Source organism: Paenibacillus sp. TSM33 (assembly GCF_056099025.1).
The window spans coordinates 485696-502802 of sequence record NZ_JBLZXB010000010.1 but is presented as its reverse complement, the minus strand read 5'-3'; the positions used below and the strand labels follow the sequence as shown (position 1 = coordinate 502802).

18 protein-coding genes are annotated in these 17107 nt (G+C 46.3%); 5 read left to right on the top strand and 13 right to left on the bottom strand.

Annotated elements, in window-relative coordinates:
• The first annotated feature begins 66 nt into the window (after positions 1–66).
• From ACN6NF_RS06135 to ACN6NF_RS06125, 3 genes are read left to right on the top strand one after another with little or no spacing between them, the layout of a single operon-like run.
• Complete coding sequence (locus tag ACN6NF_RS06135) at positions 67–807, top strand: acetoacetate decarboxylase (RefSeq protein ID WP_474316122.1); 741 nt, start codon at positions 67–69, stop codon at positions 805–807.
• Positions 808–845: 38 nt separating this feature from the next.
• Positions 846–1514, top strand: coding sequence for a CoA transferase subunit A (locus ACN6NF_RS06130; RefSeq protein WP_474316120.1), 669 nt, complete (start codon positions 846–848; stop codon positions 1512–1514).
• A complete protein-coding gene (locus ACN6NF_RS06125) occupies positions 1507–2163 on the top strand; it encodes a 3-oxoacid CoA-transferase subunit B (RefSeq protein WP_474316116.1) in 657 nt (218 codons plus the stop codon). The genes ACN6NF_RS06130 and ACN6NF_RS06125 overlap by 8 nt, the downstream gene beginning before the upstream one ends.
• A 131-nt stretch (positions 2164–2294) precedes the next feature.
• Here ACN6NF_RS06125 and ACN6NF_RS06120 read toward each other — a convergent pair whose 3' ends face one another.
• Both ACN6NF_RS06120 and ACN6NF_RS06115 read right to left on the bottom strand, forming a co-directional pair.
• Positions 2295–2474 carry an H-type small acid-soluble spore protein gene (locus ACN6NF_RS06120; protein ID WP_474316113.1) on the bottom strand — a complete coding sequence of 60 codons (180 nt, stop codon included), beginning with the start codon at positions 2472–2474 and terminating at the stop codon, positions 2295–2297.
• A 53-nt stretch (positions 2475–2527) separates the two neighbouring features.
• A complete protein-coding gene (locus ACN6NF_RS06115) occupies positions 2528–2767 on the bottom strand; it encodes a hypothetical protein (RefSeq protein ID WP_013369863.1) in 240 nt (79 codons plus the stop codon).
• A gap of 208 nt (positions 2768–2975) precedes the next feature.
• Here ACN6NF_RS06115 and ku point away from each other — a divergent pair, with 208 nt between their 5' ends.
• The gene (gene ku / locus ACN6NF_RS06110) at positions 2976–3890 is read left to right on the top strand and encodes a non-homologous end joining protein Ku (protein ID WP_474316110.1); all 915 of its coding nucleotides are present in this window, start codon (positions 2976–2978) and stop codon (positions 3888–3890) included.
• Positions 3891–4062: 172 nt separating this feature from the next.
• Here the strand turns inward: ku and ACN6NF_RS06105 are convergent, their stop codons facing one another.
• From ACN6NF_RS06105 to ACN6NF_RS06060, 10 genes are all read right to left on the bottom strand, one after another.
• Positions 4063–5394 (bottom strand): erythromycin esterase family protein, encoded by a 1332-nt coding sequence (locus ACN6NF_RS06105; RefSeq protein ID WP_474316107.1) that lies wholly within the window; start codon positions 5392–5394, stop codon positions 4063–4065.
• Between the two features lie 382 nt (positions 5395–5776).
• The gene (locus tag ACN6NF_RS06100; RefSeq protein ID WP_474316105.1) at positions 5777–6034 is read right to left on the bottom strand and encodes a hypothetical protein; all 258 of its coding nucleotides are present in this window, start codon (positions 6032–6034) and stop codon (positions 5777–5779) included.
• A gap of 20 nt (positions 6035–6054) precedes the next feature.
• Complete coding sequence (locus ACN6NF_RS06095; protein ID WP_474316102.1) at positions 6055–7914, bottom strand: ABC transporter ATP-binding protein; 1860 nt, start codon at positions 7912–7914, stop codon at positions 6055–6057.
• 20 nt (positions 7915–7934) lie between these two features.
• Positions 7935–9461, bottom strand: a complete 1527-nt coding sequence (locus tag ACN6NF_RS06090) for a nucleotidyltransferase domain-containing protein (protein WP_474316100.1) — start codon at positions 9459–9461, stop codon at positions 7935–7937.
• 51 nt (positions 9462–9512) lie between these two features.
• On the bottom strand, positions 9513–9998 hold the full coding sequence (locus tag ACN6NF_RS06085; protein ID WP_474316098.1) for a lasso peptide biosynthesis B2 protein: 486 nt from the start codon (positions 9996–9998) through the stop codon (positions 9513–9515).
• A gap of 1 nt (position 9999) precedes the next feature.
• Positions 10000–10302: a lasso peptide biosynthesis PqqD family chaperone gene (locus ACN6NF_RS06080; protein ID WP_474316096.1), complete on the bottom strand. Its 303-nt coding sequence runs from the start codon at positions 10300–10302 to the stop codon at positions 10000–10002.
• Positions 10289–11344 (bottom strand): serine kinase, encoded by a 1056-nt coding sequence (locus ACN6NF_RS06075; RefSeq protein WP_474316093.1) that lies wholly within the window; start codon positions 11342–11344, stop codon positions 10289–10291. Before ACN6NF_RS06075 ends, ACN6NF_RS06080 begins: the two co-directional genes overlap by 14 nt.
• Positions 11345–11470: 126 nt before the next feature.
• Complete coding sequence (locus tag ACN6NF_RS06070) at positions 11471–11599, bottom strand: paeninodin family lasso peptide (protein WP_013369856.1); 129 nt, start codon at positions 11597–11599, stop codon at positions 11471–11473.
• A gap of 53 nt (positions 11600–11652) precedes the next feature.
• Entirely contained in the window at positions 11653–13578 is a 1926-nt protein-coding gene (locus tag ACN6NF_RS06065) for an asparagine synthase-related protein (RefSeq protein WP_474316091.1), read from the bottom strand.
• Entirely contained in the window at positions 13553–14839 is a 1287-nt protein-coding gene (locus tag ACN6NF_RS06060) for a sulfotransferase family protein (protein ID WP_474316088.1), read from the bottom strand. Before ACN6NF_RS06060 ends, ACN6NF_RS06065 begins: the two co-directional genes overlap by 26 nt.
• A 212-nt stretch (positions 14840–15051) precedes the next feature.
• Between ACN6NF_RS06060 and ligD the strand changes: the two genes are divergently transcribed.
• The gene (ligD, locus tag ACN6NF_RS06055; protein WP_474316086.1) at positions 15052–15954 is read left to right on the top strand and encodes a non-homologous end-joining DNA ligase; all 903 of its coding nucleotides are present in this window, start codon (positions 15052–15054) and stop codon (positions 15952–15954) included.
• Positions 15955–16022: 68 nt separating this feature from the next.
• Here ligD and ACN6NF_RS06050 read toward each other — a convergent pair whose 3' ends face one another.
• Positions 16023–16967 carry a YitT family protein gene (locus ACN6NF_RS06050; RefSeq protein ID WP_474316083.1) on the bottom strand — a complete coding sequence of 315 codons (945 nt, stop codon included), beginning with the start codon at positions 16965–16967 and terminating at the stop codon, positions 16023–16025.
• Positions 16968–17107: the final 140 nt, after the last annotated feature.

Sequence of the window (17107 nt, the reverse complement as noted above, 5' to 3'; positions counted from 1 at the left end):
TTCCAGATGGTTTTTAGGTACACCTCTTAAACTTGAAATACCTCTTAAAAAGGAAGGGAGATCGCTATGAATCAAAAAGATGTACTTTCACTCCAATCCATGCCTGCGGCCAGCGGCAGTTATGGACGCCCACCATGTCGCTTCATCAACCGGGAATTTTTTATTATTACCTATGAATCCGATCCCGCTGCGATTAGACAGGCGGTCCCTGAACCTCTTCAGGCGGATGGAAGTAATACAGTTTCCTATGAATGGATCAAAATGCCCGATTCATCCGGTTTAGGAAGCTATGAGGAAAGCGGGATTGTCATTCCGTGTACTTATAATGGAGAACCGTGTAATTTTGTTGCCCAAATGTATCTGGATAACGCACCTGCTATTCTGGGGGGACGTGAAATCTGGGGATTTCCGAAAAAATGGGCGAAGCCTCGCCTGATCGTCGAGGATACAGAGACGCTTACGGGTACATTGCATTATAATAACGTCCTGGTAGCCATGGGAACCACCCCTTTCAAATATAACGTTCTTGATGAAAAGGAAACGGCTAAAGCCATCGCAAAAACACAAGTTAATTTAAAATTAATTCCTGACGTTGACGGTACCCCTAAAATTGCTCAGTTAGTGGCGTATAATCTCGAAAACATTACTGTAAAAGGCGCCTGGTCAGGGCCTGCCAGATTAAGCCTGATCCCCCATGTCAACGCTCCGGTGGCAGATTTGCCGGTTAAAGCTTATGTTGGCGGAAAACATTTTATTGCCGATTTAACACTTCCATATGGAAGAGTCCTCTACGATTATCTCCAATAAATTTTGCTTTCCTAAAAAATAGATAAGGAGACGGAACCATGAATAAAAAAGTAAACTCCGCTGAAGAAGCAGTTAAGAAAATTAAAGACGGAGACACAGTTATGGTTGGAGGTTTTATGCAAGGAGGCATTCCGGAGGAGCTGGTGCGTGCGCTTGTCGACACCAATTCCGCTGATAATCTTACGATTATTTCCAATGACACAGGCACAACGGAATTATCTATTTATAGACTTGTGAAAAGTGGCAGAGTCAAGCGGATTTTTGCATCCTATATCGGTTCCAATCCCGAAACAGGAAGGCTCCTGATGACGAAAGAAGCGGAGGTTCAACTCTTCCCACAAGGGACACTCGCTGAAAAAATACGCGCAGGCGGAGCCGGTTTAGGTGGATTTTTAACACCAGTAGGTGTAGGCACCATTGTAGAGGAAGGAAAACAGAAAATTAAAATTGACGAAAGAGAATATTTGCTCGAACTACCGCTCAAAGCCGATGTGGCGCTCATTAGAGCCCATAAAGCTGATGAAGCGGGGAACCTTGTCATCAACGGCACTTCACGCAACTTCAATATGGTGATGGCTACCGCAGCCGAGTATGTAGTTGCTCAGACAGACGAATACGTAAAGGCGGGAGAAATTGACCCGAATCATATCAACGTTCCCGGAATATTTGTCGACGCGATTGTAAAGGTGGGTGGAGACAATGAATAATAGAGAATTGATTATTAGAAGAATCGCCCAGGAATTCAAAGATGGCGAAGTGGTCAATCTTGGTATTGGATTACCTACCATGGCGGTGGACTACATCCCGGAAAATATTAATATTATGCTGCAGGCGGAGAACGGAATTGTCGGCGTTGGTCCCAAAGCAGCTCCGGGAAAAGAAAGACTCGATTGTATCGATTCAGGCGGAAACTACGTTACAACCGTGAAAGGAGCCTGCTTTATTGACAGTGCGCTTTCATTTTCCATTATACGTGGAGGGCATGTGGACATTACTGTTTTGGGTGCCCTGGAGGTCGATGAGAAAGGCAACCTTGCAAACTGGATGATCCCAGGGAAAAAGGTGCCGGGCATGGGCGGAGCCATGGATTTGGTGGTTGGAGCCAAGAGAGTGATTGTAGCCATGGAGCATGTGAACAAAAATGGGGCGCCGAAAATACTGAAACAATGCAAGCTGCCCCTAACCGCTGTAAATGTGGTAAAGACCATCGTAACCGAAAAGGGTGTCATCGATGTTATTCCGGGTAAAGGGCTGATGCTCAAGGAAATTGCTCCAGGTTTGTCGGTGGAAGATGTTCAAATGGCAACAGAGGCTGAGTTGATGATTTCACCACATTTGAAGACCATTACAGTGTAAAAACCAGTTCCACTTTCAAATTAGCTTGTCTGGCGTTTAACTAGTCTCCACAATGCTCTTATTATATAAAATAAGGTTCGCTAATTGCTCATTGAGCAATTAGCGAACCTTTTTAGGTTGAATTCCCTCTCCTATTGTTCTTCCAATCGATCCACACGAACAGTTTGTGTATCGCCGGGTCTGCTGCCAATCTGTACAGTTGCCATTCCGTTTGCTTCATCTACATGTTCAATCCAAATCGGTTGGCCATCCAATTGGACGGCAATCGTTTCGGATGAATCATAAATGGCTTTTGCTCGTTCCACATTCATACTGTTCTCCCCCTGCTCATTGTTTTTGTGCAATATTTAGAAATATAGGTCACCTAATCTTCGTCTATAATCCGTTCAACATCCAATGAAGGAAAGCTATGAGAAGGCGAAGTTGAAACTACAGCCTCCATATCCACATGAGCGACAGCAACGGGAAAAGGCGGTGGCGTTCCATGTGAAAGGGCAAACTCGGGTGGCAATGCATCCTGTTCGCCTCCAGCAGGCCCTCGAAAGGCAATATGACTTTGCCCCACACGATGGCTGATCTGCTGAGGATAAGGTTTTCTAGGCATCAATTGTGTACCTCCTTTTGAATCGGATATGGCTTAACATTCACCAAAAAAACCGAAACCATGCGCAAGTGAAAGCAATTCGCAGCCTTCATTTGCACCTCATACTATCCTTTGTGCGAAGCATACTAAGTGAAAAAGGAAATGCTCACAGCCCGGGTGTCCGGAATCGAAAATGAAATATGCGGCTAAAAAAAGGAGGACTGGCGGTATGCATACAGTCTGGAAAGGCGCGATCAGCTTTGGGCTGGTTCATGTGCCAGTTAAAATGTTTTCAGCTACTGAGGATAAGGATATTTCCATGCGTTATATTCACAAGGAATGTGGGAGTCCATTGAGCTATGTACGGAAGTGCCCTGTTTGTGATAAGGAGGTTGAATGGGAGGAAATTGGAAAAGGATACGAATATGAAAAAGGAAAATTTGTCATGTTCGACAAAGAGGAACTGGAGCAAGTTAGCGGACAAGCCGATAAAAATATCGTGATTTTGGACTTTGTGGATTTACAGGAAATTGATCCGATCTACTTTCAGAAAACGTATTATTTGTCCCCAGATCAGGCCGGTTCCAATGCGTATAAGCTGCTCATGAATGCAATGAAGGATACCGGAAAAATCGGGATTGCCCAAATCTCCATCCGCTCGAAAAGCAGTCTGGCAGCCATTCGCGTGCTGGATGAATGCTTGGCGGTGGAGACCATGTTTTACCCGGACGAAATCCGTCCCATTGCTCAAGTTCCCAACTTACCTGGACAGGAGGAGGTTAAAGAGAAAGAGCTGACCATGGCAAAAATGCTGATTGAGCAGCTATCTACCCCTTTTGATGCAGCAAAGTATACGGATCAGTACCGCGAGCGTCTGCTGGATCTTATCCAGCATAAAGTAGCTGGTGAAGAGGTGCGAATTGCTCCAACACAGCCTCAGACCAATGTGGTTGATTTAATGGCTGCCCTCCAAGCCAGTATTGAGGCAGTGAAGCCTGTCGTTACCGATCCTGGTCCTGCTGCGAAAAAACGTCCTGCGCGTAAACCAGCAGCCGTGACAGCACAGCAAGCTGTAGCAGGCGACGTCATCTCTCCTGCTCCAGTCAAAAAGAAAAGGAGCCCTGCTAAACGTAAAGATACGTGAGCTTTACAGAAAGGAAATAACTAAATGTAGAGACAGAAAATTTTCATTTAGGGGGGATGGCGAAGTGTTTCTATCCTACATCCCCTTTAATTTGAAAACACTTATTCCATCTAATGACCCTTTAATGGAATAACATGACTTACATTTTTCGTTGATCCACATTATTACAAATTTATTGATGTAGTTGAGATGGACTCACTTTTTGAATTTGAACAAGTATATCAAACGATTTACCTAATGATATATCAACAGTTTTTGGTATATCAGGGCCTACTGTAGTTATTCCAGCGAAAATGGGATGTTGTTGGTTTAACCAAGTTTTTGTCACTCCGTTCGCCTTACGTAAATCTATAAAAAATTGATCTTTTTTGACATGTCCAAAGATGTAGTTATAGCTGTTTGGATCATCTGATTTTAATGTTCCATATGGGCCAAATTCACCGTCATTATTATAGACATTATATTGCCCTTCGTAAACTGATGTTCCAATAGATACATACCGTTCCCCATAATATTCCGCTAAATGCTGCCCAGCTACTTTAGGGTATATAAAAGGAATCATATTTGTTTTCGAAACGTGTCCATTATGTCCCCAAACAATGGTTTTTCCTAGATGTTCTTCAGTCCACTTCGCATTTTCATACATTGCAATATCATGTTTCAAAAAAAGGTCAGATGGTTTATCAGGTGGTGACGCTAACATTGTAGTAAATTGTTCAATAATACGGGCATTTTGTTTTATCCATGCGAACTCTTTGGATTTTCCATTTAGATAGCTTTTATTTTGTTCTAATAAAGCACTGATTTGTTTAGCATCTGAAATATACTTTTCTTTTTCTTTTTGCGTAAGGCTATCAAAGGTATTCATATCCTTTGTTACAGGAATAAGACCTTTTATCTTCTCTTCTACTCTAGGCACAAGATCTGAATTGTTTCTTTTTATATATTCTATGATATTATTATAAACATTCTCGTTTACTGATTGAATATCCATCCCAATGACACGCACTTTAGATTTATGTTTTGGATTAGCATTATATTGCCGAATCCAACTAAGTAGATATAACATTTCTTTCGTCTTAAATGCAGGTGATAGATGTTGGCTTGGGTTTCCCTTACCAGTAAGAACATATCGATCAAGTTCCAAAGCTCTGTCCCATCCCTCTTCTAAAACTAAGTTGGTAAACCCCTTTTCAGATACTAAATAATTAACAATACGGTGTTTCATTGTATAAACTTCATGAGCCCCATGTGTAGCTTCACCTAAACCTACAATTGAAGCTGAACCTACCATATTCTTAAGTGGTTTTAAATCATTAAGAGGTGCAGTTGGATTCGTTGTTTTTAAAGGCTTTGCATGTGCTTCTAACCATTCCGCTATTTGATTTGTATTGTAGGGAGCTGTAACAGGAACTACTGTTTTCGAATCTGCATAAGTACTTCCTACAAAATTAGCCATTATTATAGCAGAAGCACCAAGTGCAATAATCATTTTCTTTTTCATAAAAACCTCCTGAAATACTTACTTATTAGTTTTTTGACATGCCCTAATAATTTCCTTTTTAACCTTTAATTTTAAATTTGGTATTCACCTCATTGATTTTTTTGAAGTACGACTCTTTCTGCATACAAGCATATTGGGTCGTCTTCAGTAATCCAATTGTCACTCACTCACTATCATTTAAGCTAGTTACAAATCTTCACTATTTCATGTGACATGCAATGCTCGCTAACGTAATTGATCAGCGCCAACATGTCACAAAGAAAATGATGACATGTTGATGACAGAGATGACAGCTGTGCGGTTATATGGAGCAGTACCATCAATAAAGGCGTGCATCGATATTAATATCGATGCACGCCTTTTGTTAAAAAGGGGGTTGTTATTAGCTTTTTGTCATTTTCCGTATTTCAAAATCATTTATCAAGTCTTTATAAATCGTCTTCATTTCTTGTGCGAAAAGATCCCCGTGAGGCTTACAGATTAGACATTGGTATGCCAAAATGGATAAAGATTTGACCTCATTAATTTCAATACTCTTCAAACTAAAGCTTTGTTTTCTTATTACTTTATATTCAGGAACATAAGGATCAGAATAAAAAATATTAGCGCCTTTTTGTTGCAAAATTTCCAGTATATCCATGGAGGGTGACTCTCTTATGACTAAGGCGCGACGCTGACACTGCTTTGATACGAAAGTAGCTGACTGAACGCCCCCCGCTCCTCTTCTACCAGTTGGTGGTAGTTCCCCTGCTGTATGACCTCGCCTTGATCCAGAACAACAATTTGATCTGCATGTCTGATCGTTGACAGACGGTGAGCGATCACGATCAACGTCATTTGACCTTTCATCCGTTCCAATGCTGCCTGAATTGCGGCCTCATGCTCACCATCCAGCGCACTTGTCGCTTCATCCAGGATGAGTACAGGAGGATGATGCAAAATAGCCCGCGCTAATACAAGCCGTTGACGCTCTCCCCCGGACAGGCGAATCCCGCGATCACCAATGACTGTGTCCAGCCCTTCTGGCAGTCTGGAAACAAAGTTGTCTGCAGCTGCAAAATGTAACGCCTCCCATAGCTGTTGTTCACTAGCATCCTTATCGGCCAGCTTCAAATTTTCACGGACGGTCGCATGGAACAAAAACGGGTCTTGTGACACATAGCCAAACGACTGCCGCCACAGCGGCAGCAATTCATCGTCCAGCACATGACCATCGATTTTAATCTGTCCCCCCGTTGGGCGTAAAAAACCCATTAGCACATCGACCATTGTGCTTTTGCCTGCTCCTGATTTCCCTACAATGGCGGTCATTCTGCGGGCGGGTATCAACAAATTAATATGACGTAGTGCAGGCACTGCTGCACCCTCGTAGCAATAATCCAAATGGCTGCATTCTATTCCATTACGAAGGGATAGAGGTTGTCGTGCAGATGTAGATGATAGATGATATACCGATGAATCGAATGGGACATGAGTCTCAGAGGATGTAAGCCCAATTAAAGATGGATCTGAGAAAGCCTCGCATTCCTGTTGCACTTTGGTTACACTCTCAAAAGCAGAGATCATAGACATGATATATTCCAGGCTCGCTTGAATAAGGGAAAACCTGGGCCATAAGCGGGAAAATATAAGGATGAGCACAATCAGTTTTTCAGGTGTAACATGCAGCCACTGAAGCGACACAAATAGGACACTAACGACAAAAACAGCTGCCGCTATGCGATGAAAAAACTGTGTGGTCGCGTTTTGCCGGACAAACTGAGTCGTATTAGCCTCCATGCGCTGCGTCAGGGAGCGAAACCAATGAATATTCGCTGCTTCCAGCAGATTGCTTTTAATATCTTTCATCCCGTTCATATGATCCGTAATTCCGGCAAAATAAATCTGTGACAGCTCAGTGGTACGGTCACCTAATTGTTTGGCATTTCGGATGGAGCGACGGAACACGACAAACAGCGCCAATCCACTCAGAAACACCAGCCCGGTTAAAGAAGGGGATAGCCAAAAAGCCAGCGCAATCTGGATTAGCGTAAACATGACGGCTGTGACCAGTTGAAGGAGCAAATTCGTTCCCTGACTGACACGCGCCAGCTCGGTTGTCATCACATGACTAAAATCAGATTTTCGCTGACGCAAATAAAAAGCCCACTGCGCCTTCATAAAGGAAGTGTATACATCTATTCGAAGGGATCGCATAAAACGCTGCTGAATCCGTGAGTTAAGAATGGACTGGTAACGCTGAAGCCAAGCCTGCCCGGTAAGCAGCACGACGAAAAGCATTAACATCCCCGGCAACAGCCAGCTTTTAGGAATGTACGGCAAAAAATAATCAAATCCATCCGACAGAAATGGCATTTCTGAATGACCGCCAAATACGCCGATGGCCGCCAGCATAGGAACAAGCATATAAATGCCGACACCCTCCAGTAAGCTGACGATGATCATACATCCAATATTAAGAAATAACGCCCCGCCGTTCACGCCATACAGCTTGGTCATATATAATCGCAGGTGAGTCATCATGTACACTCCTTATCAGGTCATTGCTTTGAAAATCGCCGTTTCAGCCAAAGAAATGGACGTAAAGGAATATACAAGAAATGCAGCTGACGCGGTAGTGGAAAAATGACTGAATCCCTCGTAGAAGGAAACAAACGGCTGATGAGATACCATAGTCTGTGTCTTGGCTCCTTTAAGGAAAGCAAGTAAGCGCGGCTAACTGGCTGAGGGGTGAACGCTTTTGTTGTAGCTCCAGCAATGGCTGGACTGGAGGCGACTGTAGCAGCACCTACAGGCTTGGAAAGGCTACTCACAGCAGTGTCCACTGTATTCACTGCGTCATCTAGGATGCTGCTGGCATCTTTCGGTATGCCAGCAGCGTCACTGACGGCGTACAGAACAGCTTCGCCCGAGGTTCCGTTAGCAGAAATACCGCCACCCGAAGGGGCGGTATTCATTGACTCGGTCAAAGCTACGCTGGGCAATAGCTCTGGCCGAACGAGTCTGCCTGTACCCGCTCCATTGGCAACCGGGTACGGCGCGGGGACACTGGCCTGCATAAAGGCCAGCGCACTCAGCGCAAGCCTGTGCGCCTGCCGGGTAGCCGATATCGGACGCATCGGCTCCGGGATCGGCGTACCCAACAGAGCAGCGGCCAGTGCCCAAGACTGCCCGCCCGCAGGCAGGCCCCCGTAACGGCGCATTAGCGGCAGTAGCGCCCCCCAATCGACAGCGCATACCGCAAGCCTGTCGATGTCAACCAACCAGCGCAGCCTGAACCAGCCGTGACGCGCTCCGTGTGCGCTGAGGTACAGAAATTGATGCTGGCTGCCAAGCGTATACATACAGGACGTTGTCACCGTCCTGCTGTCGGCAGAAGTCACCCGTGCCATCTGACTGGCTCGAACTGCTGGGGCTTTACTCATTTGCCGACAGTCCCAAAGCTCATCAAAGGAGGGCTCCCGCCCCCCATCCGGGTGAAGCCGCCAGTGTAACTCGACTTCGACCCTCTTTTGCGGATGTAGGAAGGAGGCATGATGATCCTTCCACTTCCAACTGCCAAGGACGCGCACTTCTCCGCTTTTGGACGCATACCCAGCTTCCTTCATCCAGTGCTCCGCTTCATCCATGTCATCCGGGGCAATAAGTAAATCAATGTCTTTAGAGGTACGCAGGGAAACATCCCCGTACAATTGCTGCGCCAGAGCAGGACCCTTCAGCATCAGCACACGGATTCCATGAGCTGTGAGCAGCCTGGTCAGACGCTCGGCTTCTGCTTGAAGATGGAGCATGCGCAGCGTGTTTCGATGATATTGCGCCTGAAGGTTTCGCAGCAATTCTGCGGGAATGAACGGGTGATTCAACGTTTTCAGCTGGAGATACACCGTAGGTATCACACGATGGTGTTCTGTCAGACGCAGCAAGCGGGACCAATCGATCTCCTGCAACTGGGAAGCAGTCATCGTATTCTGCCATAGATTGACGTCTTTACGAAGTAGAGAGAGTAACAACGTTAATTCTTGATCCTCACTCCAATTCGCAAGTTCCAAAATAGACTTGGTGGTCATGGATTCTTCTCCTTCGATTCTTTGAACGCTCTTTGTTCCTTTTATATCGCACTAAAACAGAGAACTGCCTTTATCCGCTGTCCTCGTATTTGTAGCTGTCCCAGCACGTCTCCCGAATATTCCCACCACAGTAAACGCCTCCATCTCCCGTTCTCCCGTAACATAGATCGGCCCACTGCGTACCCATGCATGTGCAGCTAATTGTCCCGCAGCATTTTTGGCTGTGCCCAGATACAGTGTGCAGTCCAGTTTTCTGCGTACCAGCAACGTCATAGCGGCGGCAGCTTGTACAAGACAGCTACTGTGCCAAGGAGTATAGCGGCTGGCCAAATCCACAGCTTGTGAAATGTGACGGATAGACTTTTCCTGCCCGATCTTGCACTGCCAGGGAGTTTCTTCCATGCATTTCCCCCAAGCCCCTGAGTAATATCCAAAAGAACGACGCTGGCGAAATCTCGCGCATCCCAACTCCAGCCAGGCTTCCGGCAACAATCTCCTAACCTCTGAAGGCAAGAGAAGAAGCCGTTGTATCCGCATGTTAGTCCAACTCCCGCAGGAGCCTCAGCAATCCTTCCCGCTCCAATTCAGCTACAAAGGTATGTACCTGCTGTCTGCACTGTTCCTCGTCCACTTCATATTCATTTGTCAGGACAGTTACAATATCTCCAAGTGAAGGACTGGATTCAGCCAGTTCCCAGATCCTTCCTCCTGTGAAGCCCAAATTATAATACTTTCCAGTATGAATACTCATCATCACTTTTTCTCCGTCCATATCACTTACATAGACTTCTTCACCATACGTGACGCGATAATGATCCTTAGCTGGATTAATGGCTGCCATAACTCTTTTCCTCCTTATGAATGAGTTCAAGTACCCGTTGTACAACCTCGGACGCCGTAAAAAAGGAGCTGTCCCTCAGCAGCCGCCAGCCTTCCACTTTCCGAGCCATCCGGGCCGCTGTATCAAAATACCATTCACTCAAACCCATTCGCGGAATGATCGCCCTACGATATGTATGCTGTAGTAATGTATGCAAGCACTCCAGACTGTTCAAGGGCTGTTCCGCAACCGCCACTGGCTCCCCTTCACGCATCAACTCACCGTTGGAAGGATCGCTTACAAGCTCGAATACGCCGCCCAGGGGAAGCCGATTATTATAAAATTCGTCCACAGCAGGCACGGCATATTTATTGAACTCACCTGCAATCCTACGCAAATCTCCGTATTGTTCCTTTATAGGATTGTCGTCAGTTAGGGAAAAAACGTGCTTTCTTTGGCGTAGATGCTTGTTCTCTCGTAATGCCTCCAATTGAAGCAAGCTTTCCAGTCCCAGCTTCTGTTGCGGATATGCCGGATATACGATGGCTGCGGAAGCTGTCACGTTTATGGCAATCACGTCATCACTGATCATCTGATAGCCAGCCTGTCTAAAGGCAGCAGCCAGCGTGGATTTTCCCGTGCCGGATTCACCTACAAATGCGTAGATCCGATCTCCGATGACGACCGCACTTCCGTGAATAGGTAAAATCCGTTTTTGCAACAGTAGAACACCCATGCATGTGCCCAATATAAACAGCCGCACAGTGTCAGGATCAGCTCCAGGCAACAAACTTACCTCAATTTCCTTGCCTCCCTTGATGGCATAAATGGCCGTGCCCGGTATTAGGAACATAAAACGTTCACCCTGCATTACAAAATTGGCCTGCTCCAGTTTGTCCCTCCATGCTGACAAATCAACCTGTCGAATGACCACATCCTCTACCAATTCCCGTTCTGCCGGGATCAGCTCAGGCAGAGTCAGCTCGCTGGCAATCCTGAGTCCAAAGGCTGTATATTTTCCCAAAATGGTATGAGCACTCCTGTCGAGAACGATAGGACTCACTCCCCTGTTCTTAAAATCCCGTCTTTATTTCTTCCGGTCCAACCTAACCCGAAGGAAATAAAGACGGCTCATGATCGGTGAGCTTTCTGGAGCTCAGCCCAACATCGGCTCATGTATAATTATCCATTAGCTGGGATTATACAGATCTGCATCATGGTCTGACACCCAATCAATTTGTTTCCAGCCTTTACCCGCCATAGTCTGGTTAATATCCAGCACCTCAATCGTCGGTTCCTGCCATTCTTTTTTACTCATCTCATCACCTCCCCTCCCACGAATGGCACACCGTCCGATCGGATAAATCCAAGTCAGTTCAATCCACAGAGAAAACGGTACACGATCAGGCTGTGCATGAACAGTCGTATATTCGGATCAGATGCCTGCTCCGGACGGGGATGTCGGTATTTCGCCATAGCCGTCTTAATGTAGTCCATATTGAGATATTCAGCAGCTCGTAAATCATGACACATCACTTGCAACTCTCCCATAAACGTGTCCCAGCAAGGAAGCATACGATGTAGCCAATCCGCAGGCTGTACGCCGCGTACTCGCTGGTTCAACCGAACATCATCAGGGAGATGATCACGCATAGCTTTACGAATGAGGGCACGGTCCCGGCCGTTTTGTACATATTGTTCAAAAGGTACTGATAAGCAAAAGCGAATGACACGGCTGTCCCCGGTCGGATCACGTTCCCACAGACCATAACGGAGGGAAAGTTTGGTCGCCATGACACCATTTTTGTTGGCAATTGCCAAATTTGAAAACTTCTCTTTTCTTGTCTGATCAGCATTTTTCCTCCATCCCGTTCCACTCAATACAGGAATATCTTCTACATTCATCCGTTTGGCAAACTCCGGGTGAATCAGTGAAGGAATCGGACTTCGATTGCCACGTCGCAACCATGTACGAGCTTCAAGTGAAGTCGCTTTTTTCAACATCACAGGCAGTAGATGAGACATACGATTGCCCGTAAGTTTGCTGTACCGCCACACTCCCTGCAAGGACTGCAGCCAGTGCAAACGGCGAAACTGACGGGCGTAATAGTCCAGTGCAGGCCCCCATGATACGGTAAAATTGCCCCGTGCCCCGGTCAACAGAACACCGACATTATGTTCCTGTGCTTTCTCATAAAAACCTCTGATCCAAAAAGAGTTTTCAAAATATTTGTAGGGAGCCTCCATCAACTCCAGCCAAATATCAATTTCAGAAAACGGGCTTTTCCCCTCAAAATCCATATAATTTTCATGAATATTACCCACATAGCGAGCCGTGGACTGAATATAGCTGCGTTCATTTGCCAGCAATGTAGGTGGTGTCCAATCTGTAAAATCTTGAACAGGTACATAGCTATAGGCATGTAGCGGCTTGTGTTGTAAGTGCAGCGATGGCGCGGCAAAGCTGGCAACCGCTCCGGAATCCAATCCCCCACTCAGGGCTGCACCTACAGCGCGATGCGTCCGTAACCGGGCAGTTACCGCCTGTGAGAATACCTCGCGGAAAGCTTCTATGTATTCGCCGCCTGTTTTGAGCCGCAATGGCTCTACCTCATCCAGACATGCATATTTATGGAGTGTCTGCTTACCCTCTTCCATGGTAAACCAATGTGCGGGAGGCAACAGGTTAATATGCTTGTAGGCGGTTGTCCCAATATCGACGGATTCCTGCATGGCACGGATGGATAAGAATTCGGCCAGCCATGGTTCATGCAGTTCTTTTCGCAGAGAGGACAGAACCCATAGCGGGGCAACTACCGTGCTAAACGCAAATCCTCCGTCATGTTGGTAGGTGTACAGCGTACGATTGCCTGTCATATCTCTAGCACCATATAACCGATGTTTCTTGGCATCCCAAATGACAAAGGCAAAATCACCTATCAGATAACCTGCTGCATCAACACCCCATTTGTCGTATGCCAGTAAAATCAGCTCGCTGTCCGTGATATCTAGCCGCCGCCCCTGCTCAACTGCTAGCCGTTCAAACAGCTCAGAACGATTGTCAATGATCGCATCGGCCGTTATAGCCAAATCTCTTAGCTCATCATAAAAGGGAAGACGCTCATGAACAGATTCGGGGGTCACATGCTGGGCATGACATCCCAAAAAAATGGAACCTTCACACCAAGTACACACGCAGTCGGCAGGATATTTTTGCAGGGCTTGCATCATTTTTTCGCCTTCTTCAGCACATACAGACTCATGCCCAAATCTATAGATTCCGGCAATTGCACTCACGTTCTCCCCCCTTTTCTTTTCCGATACTTGATAATACTTCAGACGCCCAGCGCCCGAACCTTCGGACCAATAAATGGGACCGGAACCCTTGGCTTGGGCGCTGATAGCTTTGAAGCTGCGCGATCAGCCTGTTCCGTTCCTCAAAGCTATGTGCCAGTCTGTTTTCCAGCGATTGAATTCGTCGATCACTCACGATCTGTGCCATATCCATCCTTGCCGGATTGTGAGGTGCAGCATGACAGGTTGCATTTGTCATGAATTCTTTGTTATCTGCATCCTGTTCTTCCAGCATCCGATAAGCTACCTTCCATTCAAAGCCACTTTGTTGGAGGAACTGGTGTGTACGCCGACTCAACAGCTCTACATCCGGGTCATCCTCAAAGCGGACTCCCGTCAACTGCTCAGCCTGTTCCAGCGCTTCTCCGTAACCATGTTGCCTAAACAAGCGAGCTCCAATACTTCTGCAATACAGTTCAATTTCCATTGTACTTAACAGATGTTGCCAACTATGTACCGAATTCTGATGCGCCTGTTCATGCTCCATGACAAACGGATCACCCGCTCCCATGCTATAAAAAAGATTGGATTGGGGCGTATCCGCAAAGTTCCCGTACCTTTCCATCCCAGGCTCATAATGAATCTCCAGAAAATGACACAGCTTCTCAATCTCCATCCTTGGATTGGCTACGAGCTGTTCATACATCAGCGGGTATGCAAGTGGATGAGGCGTGGCAAAATAATGAGCGTAACGGAACAAACCAACCGTAATATCTGTCATTTTCATATTAAAATGCGGGCTCCCCAGTTCCTTTAGAAGGTTAAAGTGCCCACTTCGGAGCTGATTGACCTTTTTAAACGAGGCCACGATGGACAAAGGATTGCGGATAAGCCACACTCGACGGGCAGCCGGGAACAAACGGTCTAAAAATTCAAGCACTGTATAGTAACGCGGTGATTTGTCGATAAGCATATCAGCGGTCGTCCCCTGAAGTAGGCCATTATATATTTCAAGTGCATACGAACGAGAGGCCTGCTCCAATACATGTGGAGGGACCATGCCTTTAAAAAATTGCCGGAGTATTCCTGTTCCTCCATATGGCCGTGCATGTGATTGAGGAAGATCATATAAACTGAGCAGAAACCACATTTCCTGCGTGGCAAACAGACGGGAATGGTTTTGCAAAATGGCGGTTAGCAGCGAGCTGCCACTTCGAGGGACACTCAACAGAAATACTAGCTTTCCGCCCTGCTTTTCAATCAAGCACACTCCTCCTCTACCTCTGCTCAAGACATTTTAATAGATACATATCGTATTTTTATTATAATTTATGATACATAATGTATCTTGTCAATCCCCTTGATGGATAAATTCTGTGCTGCGCGCTCATGTTAAACCTTATGTAGATGTAGAAGTGCTGCCAGTTGTCTGTAAATAATGATCTTGCTGCATGTTAGCCAAAGGAGCATAGCACTATGGGACGAGTTGTTAAAGGTATGATTACGATTGAAGGTCATGAAATTGCAATCACAAATCCGGATAAACCGCTGTGGCCCGAAGCAGGTGTAACTAAGGCGCTATATCTTCGCAAGCTTGCGGTATTGGCCCCCTTCCTGCTCAAATATTGTCATCAGCGTCTATTGACTGTCATCCGTTGGCCACATGGTATCCATGGGGATTTTTTTTATCAGAAAAATGCCCCACATCCTCGGCCAGACTATATTGAAACCGCTCTGCATGATGGCATTGAGTATATTGTGCTTGGCAAGCTGCCTCAACTACTCTGGCTCGGTAATCAAGCTGCGTTGGAATTTCATCCCTCTCTGCACAGAACAGGAAGCCCACTGCCCTGTGAATGGATGATTGATCTGGATCCATCCAGAGAGGTAGAGCCACGTATTATGGAGGCTGCCTCCATTGTAGGCGAAGTGTTGGCTTCCCTTGGGTTGGACTCTGTCCCCAAAACCTCCGGGGCCACAGGTGTACAAATTATCGTCCCGATCCGTACAGGCATCACCTTTGACGAGCTTCGCAGCATCGGACTGTTGGTTGGACAATTTGTGACGGAAAAGTACCCCCATCTGTTCACACTGGAACGATTAAAGAAGGATCGCGGAACAGCCATCTATTTTGATTACTTGCAGCATTATCAGGGGAAAACCCTAGCCGCTCCTTATACTCCACGGGCACGTCCCGGCGCTACGGTCTCGACTCCGCTAACCTGGGAAGAGGTACGGCAAGATGTGTCACCACTTGACTACCATTTGCTGAATATTGAGGAACGATTAAACCAGGTAGGCGACTTGATCGACAAGGTGCCTCCCCAGCCCGTAGAGGACCTCCTCAAACATATGCGCTCCAAAACACATCCAACCTGATCCATGCTTTGAAGCACAAAAAAGGGGACGAACCCCGCAGCCATTGGCTGAGAAATTGTCCCCTTGCGCTAGTGTATTCCTTTTTTCTTAAAACGTCCGCCCTTCACATCGTGAATGTTACCAATTGCAACGAAGGCGTGCGGGTCCCAATCCTCAACGATGCTCTTGAGCTTCGCTTCCTCTAGTCGGGTAATGACGACGAAAATCACTTTTTTGCTCTCGCCTGTAAAGCCGCCTTCCCCTTCCAGGTAAGTTACACCCCGTCCAAGACGATCCGTCAGAGCATCTCCGATATCACGGTACTTATCACTAATAATCCAGACCGATTTGGACTGATCCAGACCCTCAATCGTAATATCAATCATTTTCATAGCAATATAATAAGCAATCATGGAATACAGAGCATTCGGCCAACCGAACACAAAACCGGCACTTCCCAGAATGAAAATATTAACGAACAGTACGATCTCACCGACCGAAAATGGAGTTTTTTCACTGACGAGAATAGCCACGATCTCTGTGCCATCCAGCGAGCCGCCAGACCGAATCACAAGACCCACCCCAACGCCGAGAATGACACCCCCAAAGATAGCGCCGAGCAGCGGTTCCCCAGGAGTCAATGCACTTACATTGTGAAGTAACGCAGTTCCGATGGACATAACGACGATGCCGAATAATGTGGATAAAGCGAAGGTTTTACCAATTTGTTTGTAGCCGATAAGTAAAAATGGAAGGTTCAACAGGGTCAGGAAAATACCGAGCGGATAACCAGTAATCTTGGAGGCCATAATGGAAATACCTGTAACGCCGCCGTCAATAACGCCGTTAGGAACCAGGAATATTTCCAATCCCACTGCCATCAGCGCTGCACCAACCACGATCATGGCTGCACGCTGGAATAAGCGTTTTACTTTGTTTTTTGGATTAGCTGGAATTTTGCTGATCTTGGTCAACTCTCCGGTTACATCTGTAATATCAGACAGATTTTGGACTTCCTTGCTCACTACACTCATATATAAATCCCCCCGTTACAGTATGGTATATTGGACCGAAAAAGGGGCTGCTCTCCGCAGTCCCCTCTCCTTTACGGCGCTTAGTTATATGATTAGTATATCATAAAACTGTGATTTTGCGCAAAAAAGTTAGCAAAAAG

What these genes read in the sequence shown, in the direction of transcription:
- ACN6NF_RS06135 (WP_474316122.1), top strand. Translation starts at nt 67, where the DNA reads ATGAATCAAAAAGATGTACTTTCACTCCAATCCATGCCTGCGGCCAGC.
- ACN6NF_RS06130 (WP_474316120.1), top strand. Translation starts at nt 846, where the DNA reads ATGAATAAAAAAGTAAACTCCGCTGAAGAAGCAGTTAAGAAAATTAAA.
- ACN6NF_RS06125 (WP_474316116.1), top strand. Translation starts at nt 1,507, where the DNA reads ATGAATAATAGAGAATTGATTATTAGAAGAATCGCCCAGGAATTCAAA.
- ACN6NF_RS06120 (WP_474316113.1), bottom strand. Translation starts at nt 2,474, where the DNA reads ATGAATGTGGAACGAGCAAAAGCCATTTATGATTCATCCGAAACGATT.
- ACN6NF_RS06115 (WP_013369863.1), bottom strand. Translation starts at nt 2,767, where the DNA reads ATGCCTAGAAAACCTTATCCTCAGCAGATCAGCCATCGTGTGGGGCAA.
- ku (WP_474316110.1), top strand. Translation starts at nt 2,976, where the DNA reads ATGCATACAGTCTGGAAAGGCGCGATCAGCTTTGGGCTGGTTCATGTG.
- ACN6NF_RS06105 (WP_474316107.1), bottom strand. Translation starts at nt 5,394, where the DNA reads ATGAAAAAGAAAATGATTATTGCACTTGGTGCTTCTGCTATAATAATG.
- ACN6NF_RS06100 (WP_474316105.1), bottom strand. Translation starts at nt 6,034, where the DNA reads ATGGATATACTGGAAATTTTGCAACAAAAAGGCGCTAATATTTTTTAT.
- ACN6NF_RS06095 (WP_474316102.1), bottom strand. Translation starts at nt 7,914, where the DNA reads ATGACTCACCTGCGATTATATATGACCAAGCTGTATGGCGTGAACGGC.
- ACN6NF_RS06090 (WP_474316100.1), bottom strand. Translation starts at nt 9,461, where the DNA reads ATGACCACCAAGTCTATTTTGGAACTTGCGAATTGGAGTGAGGATCAA.
- ACN6NF_RS06085 (WP_474316098.1), bottom strand. Translation starts at nt 9,998, where the DNA reads ATGCGGATACAACGGCTTCTTCTCTTGCCTTCAGAGGTTAGGAGATTG.
- ACN6NF_RS06080 (WP_474316096.1), bottom strand. Translation starts at nt 10,302, where the DNA reads ATGGCAGCCATTAATCCAGCTAAGGATCATTATCGCGTCACGTATGGT.
- ACN6NF_RS06070 (WP_013369856.1), bottom strand. Translation starts at nt 11,599, where the DNA reads ATGAGTAAAAAAGAATGGCAGGAACCGACGATTGAGGTGCTGGATATT.
- ligD (WP_474316086.1), top strand. Translation starts at nt 15,052, where the DNA reads ATGGGACGAGTTGTTAAAGGTATGATTACGATTGAAGGTCATGAAATT.
- ACN6NF_RS06050 (WP_474316083.1), bottom strand. Translation starts at nt 16,967, where the DNA reads ATGAGTGTAGTGAGCAAGGAAGTCCAAAATCTGTCTGATATTACAGAT.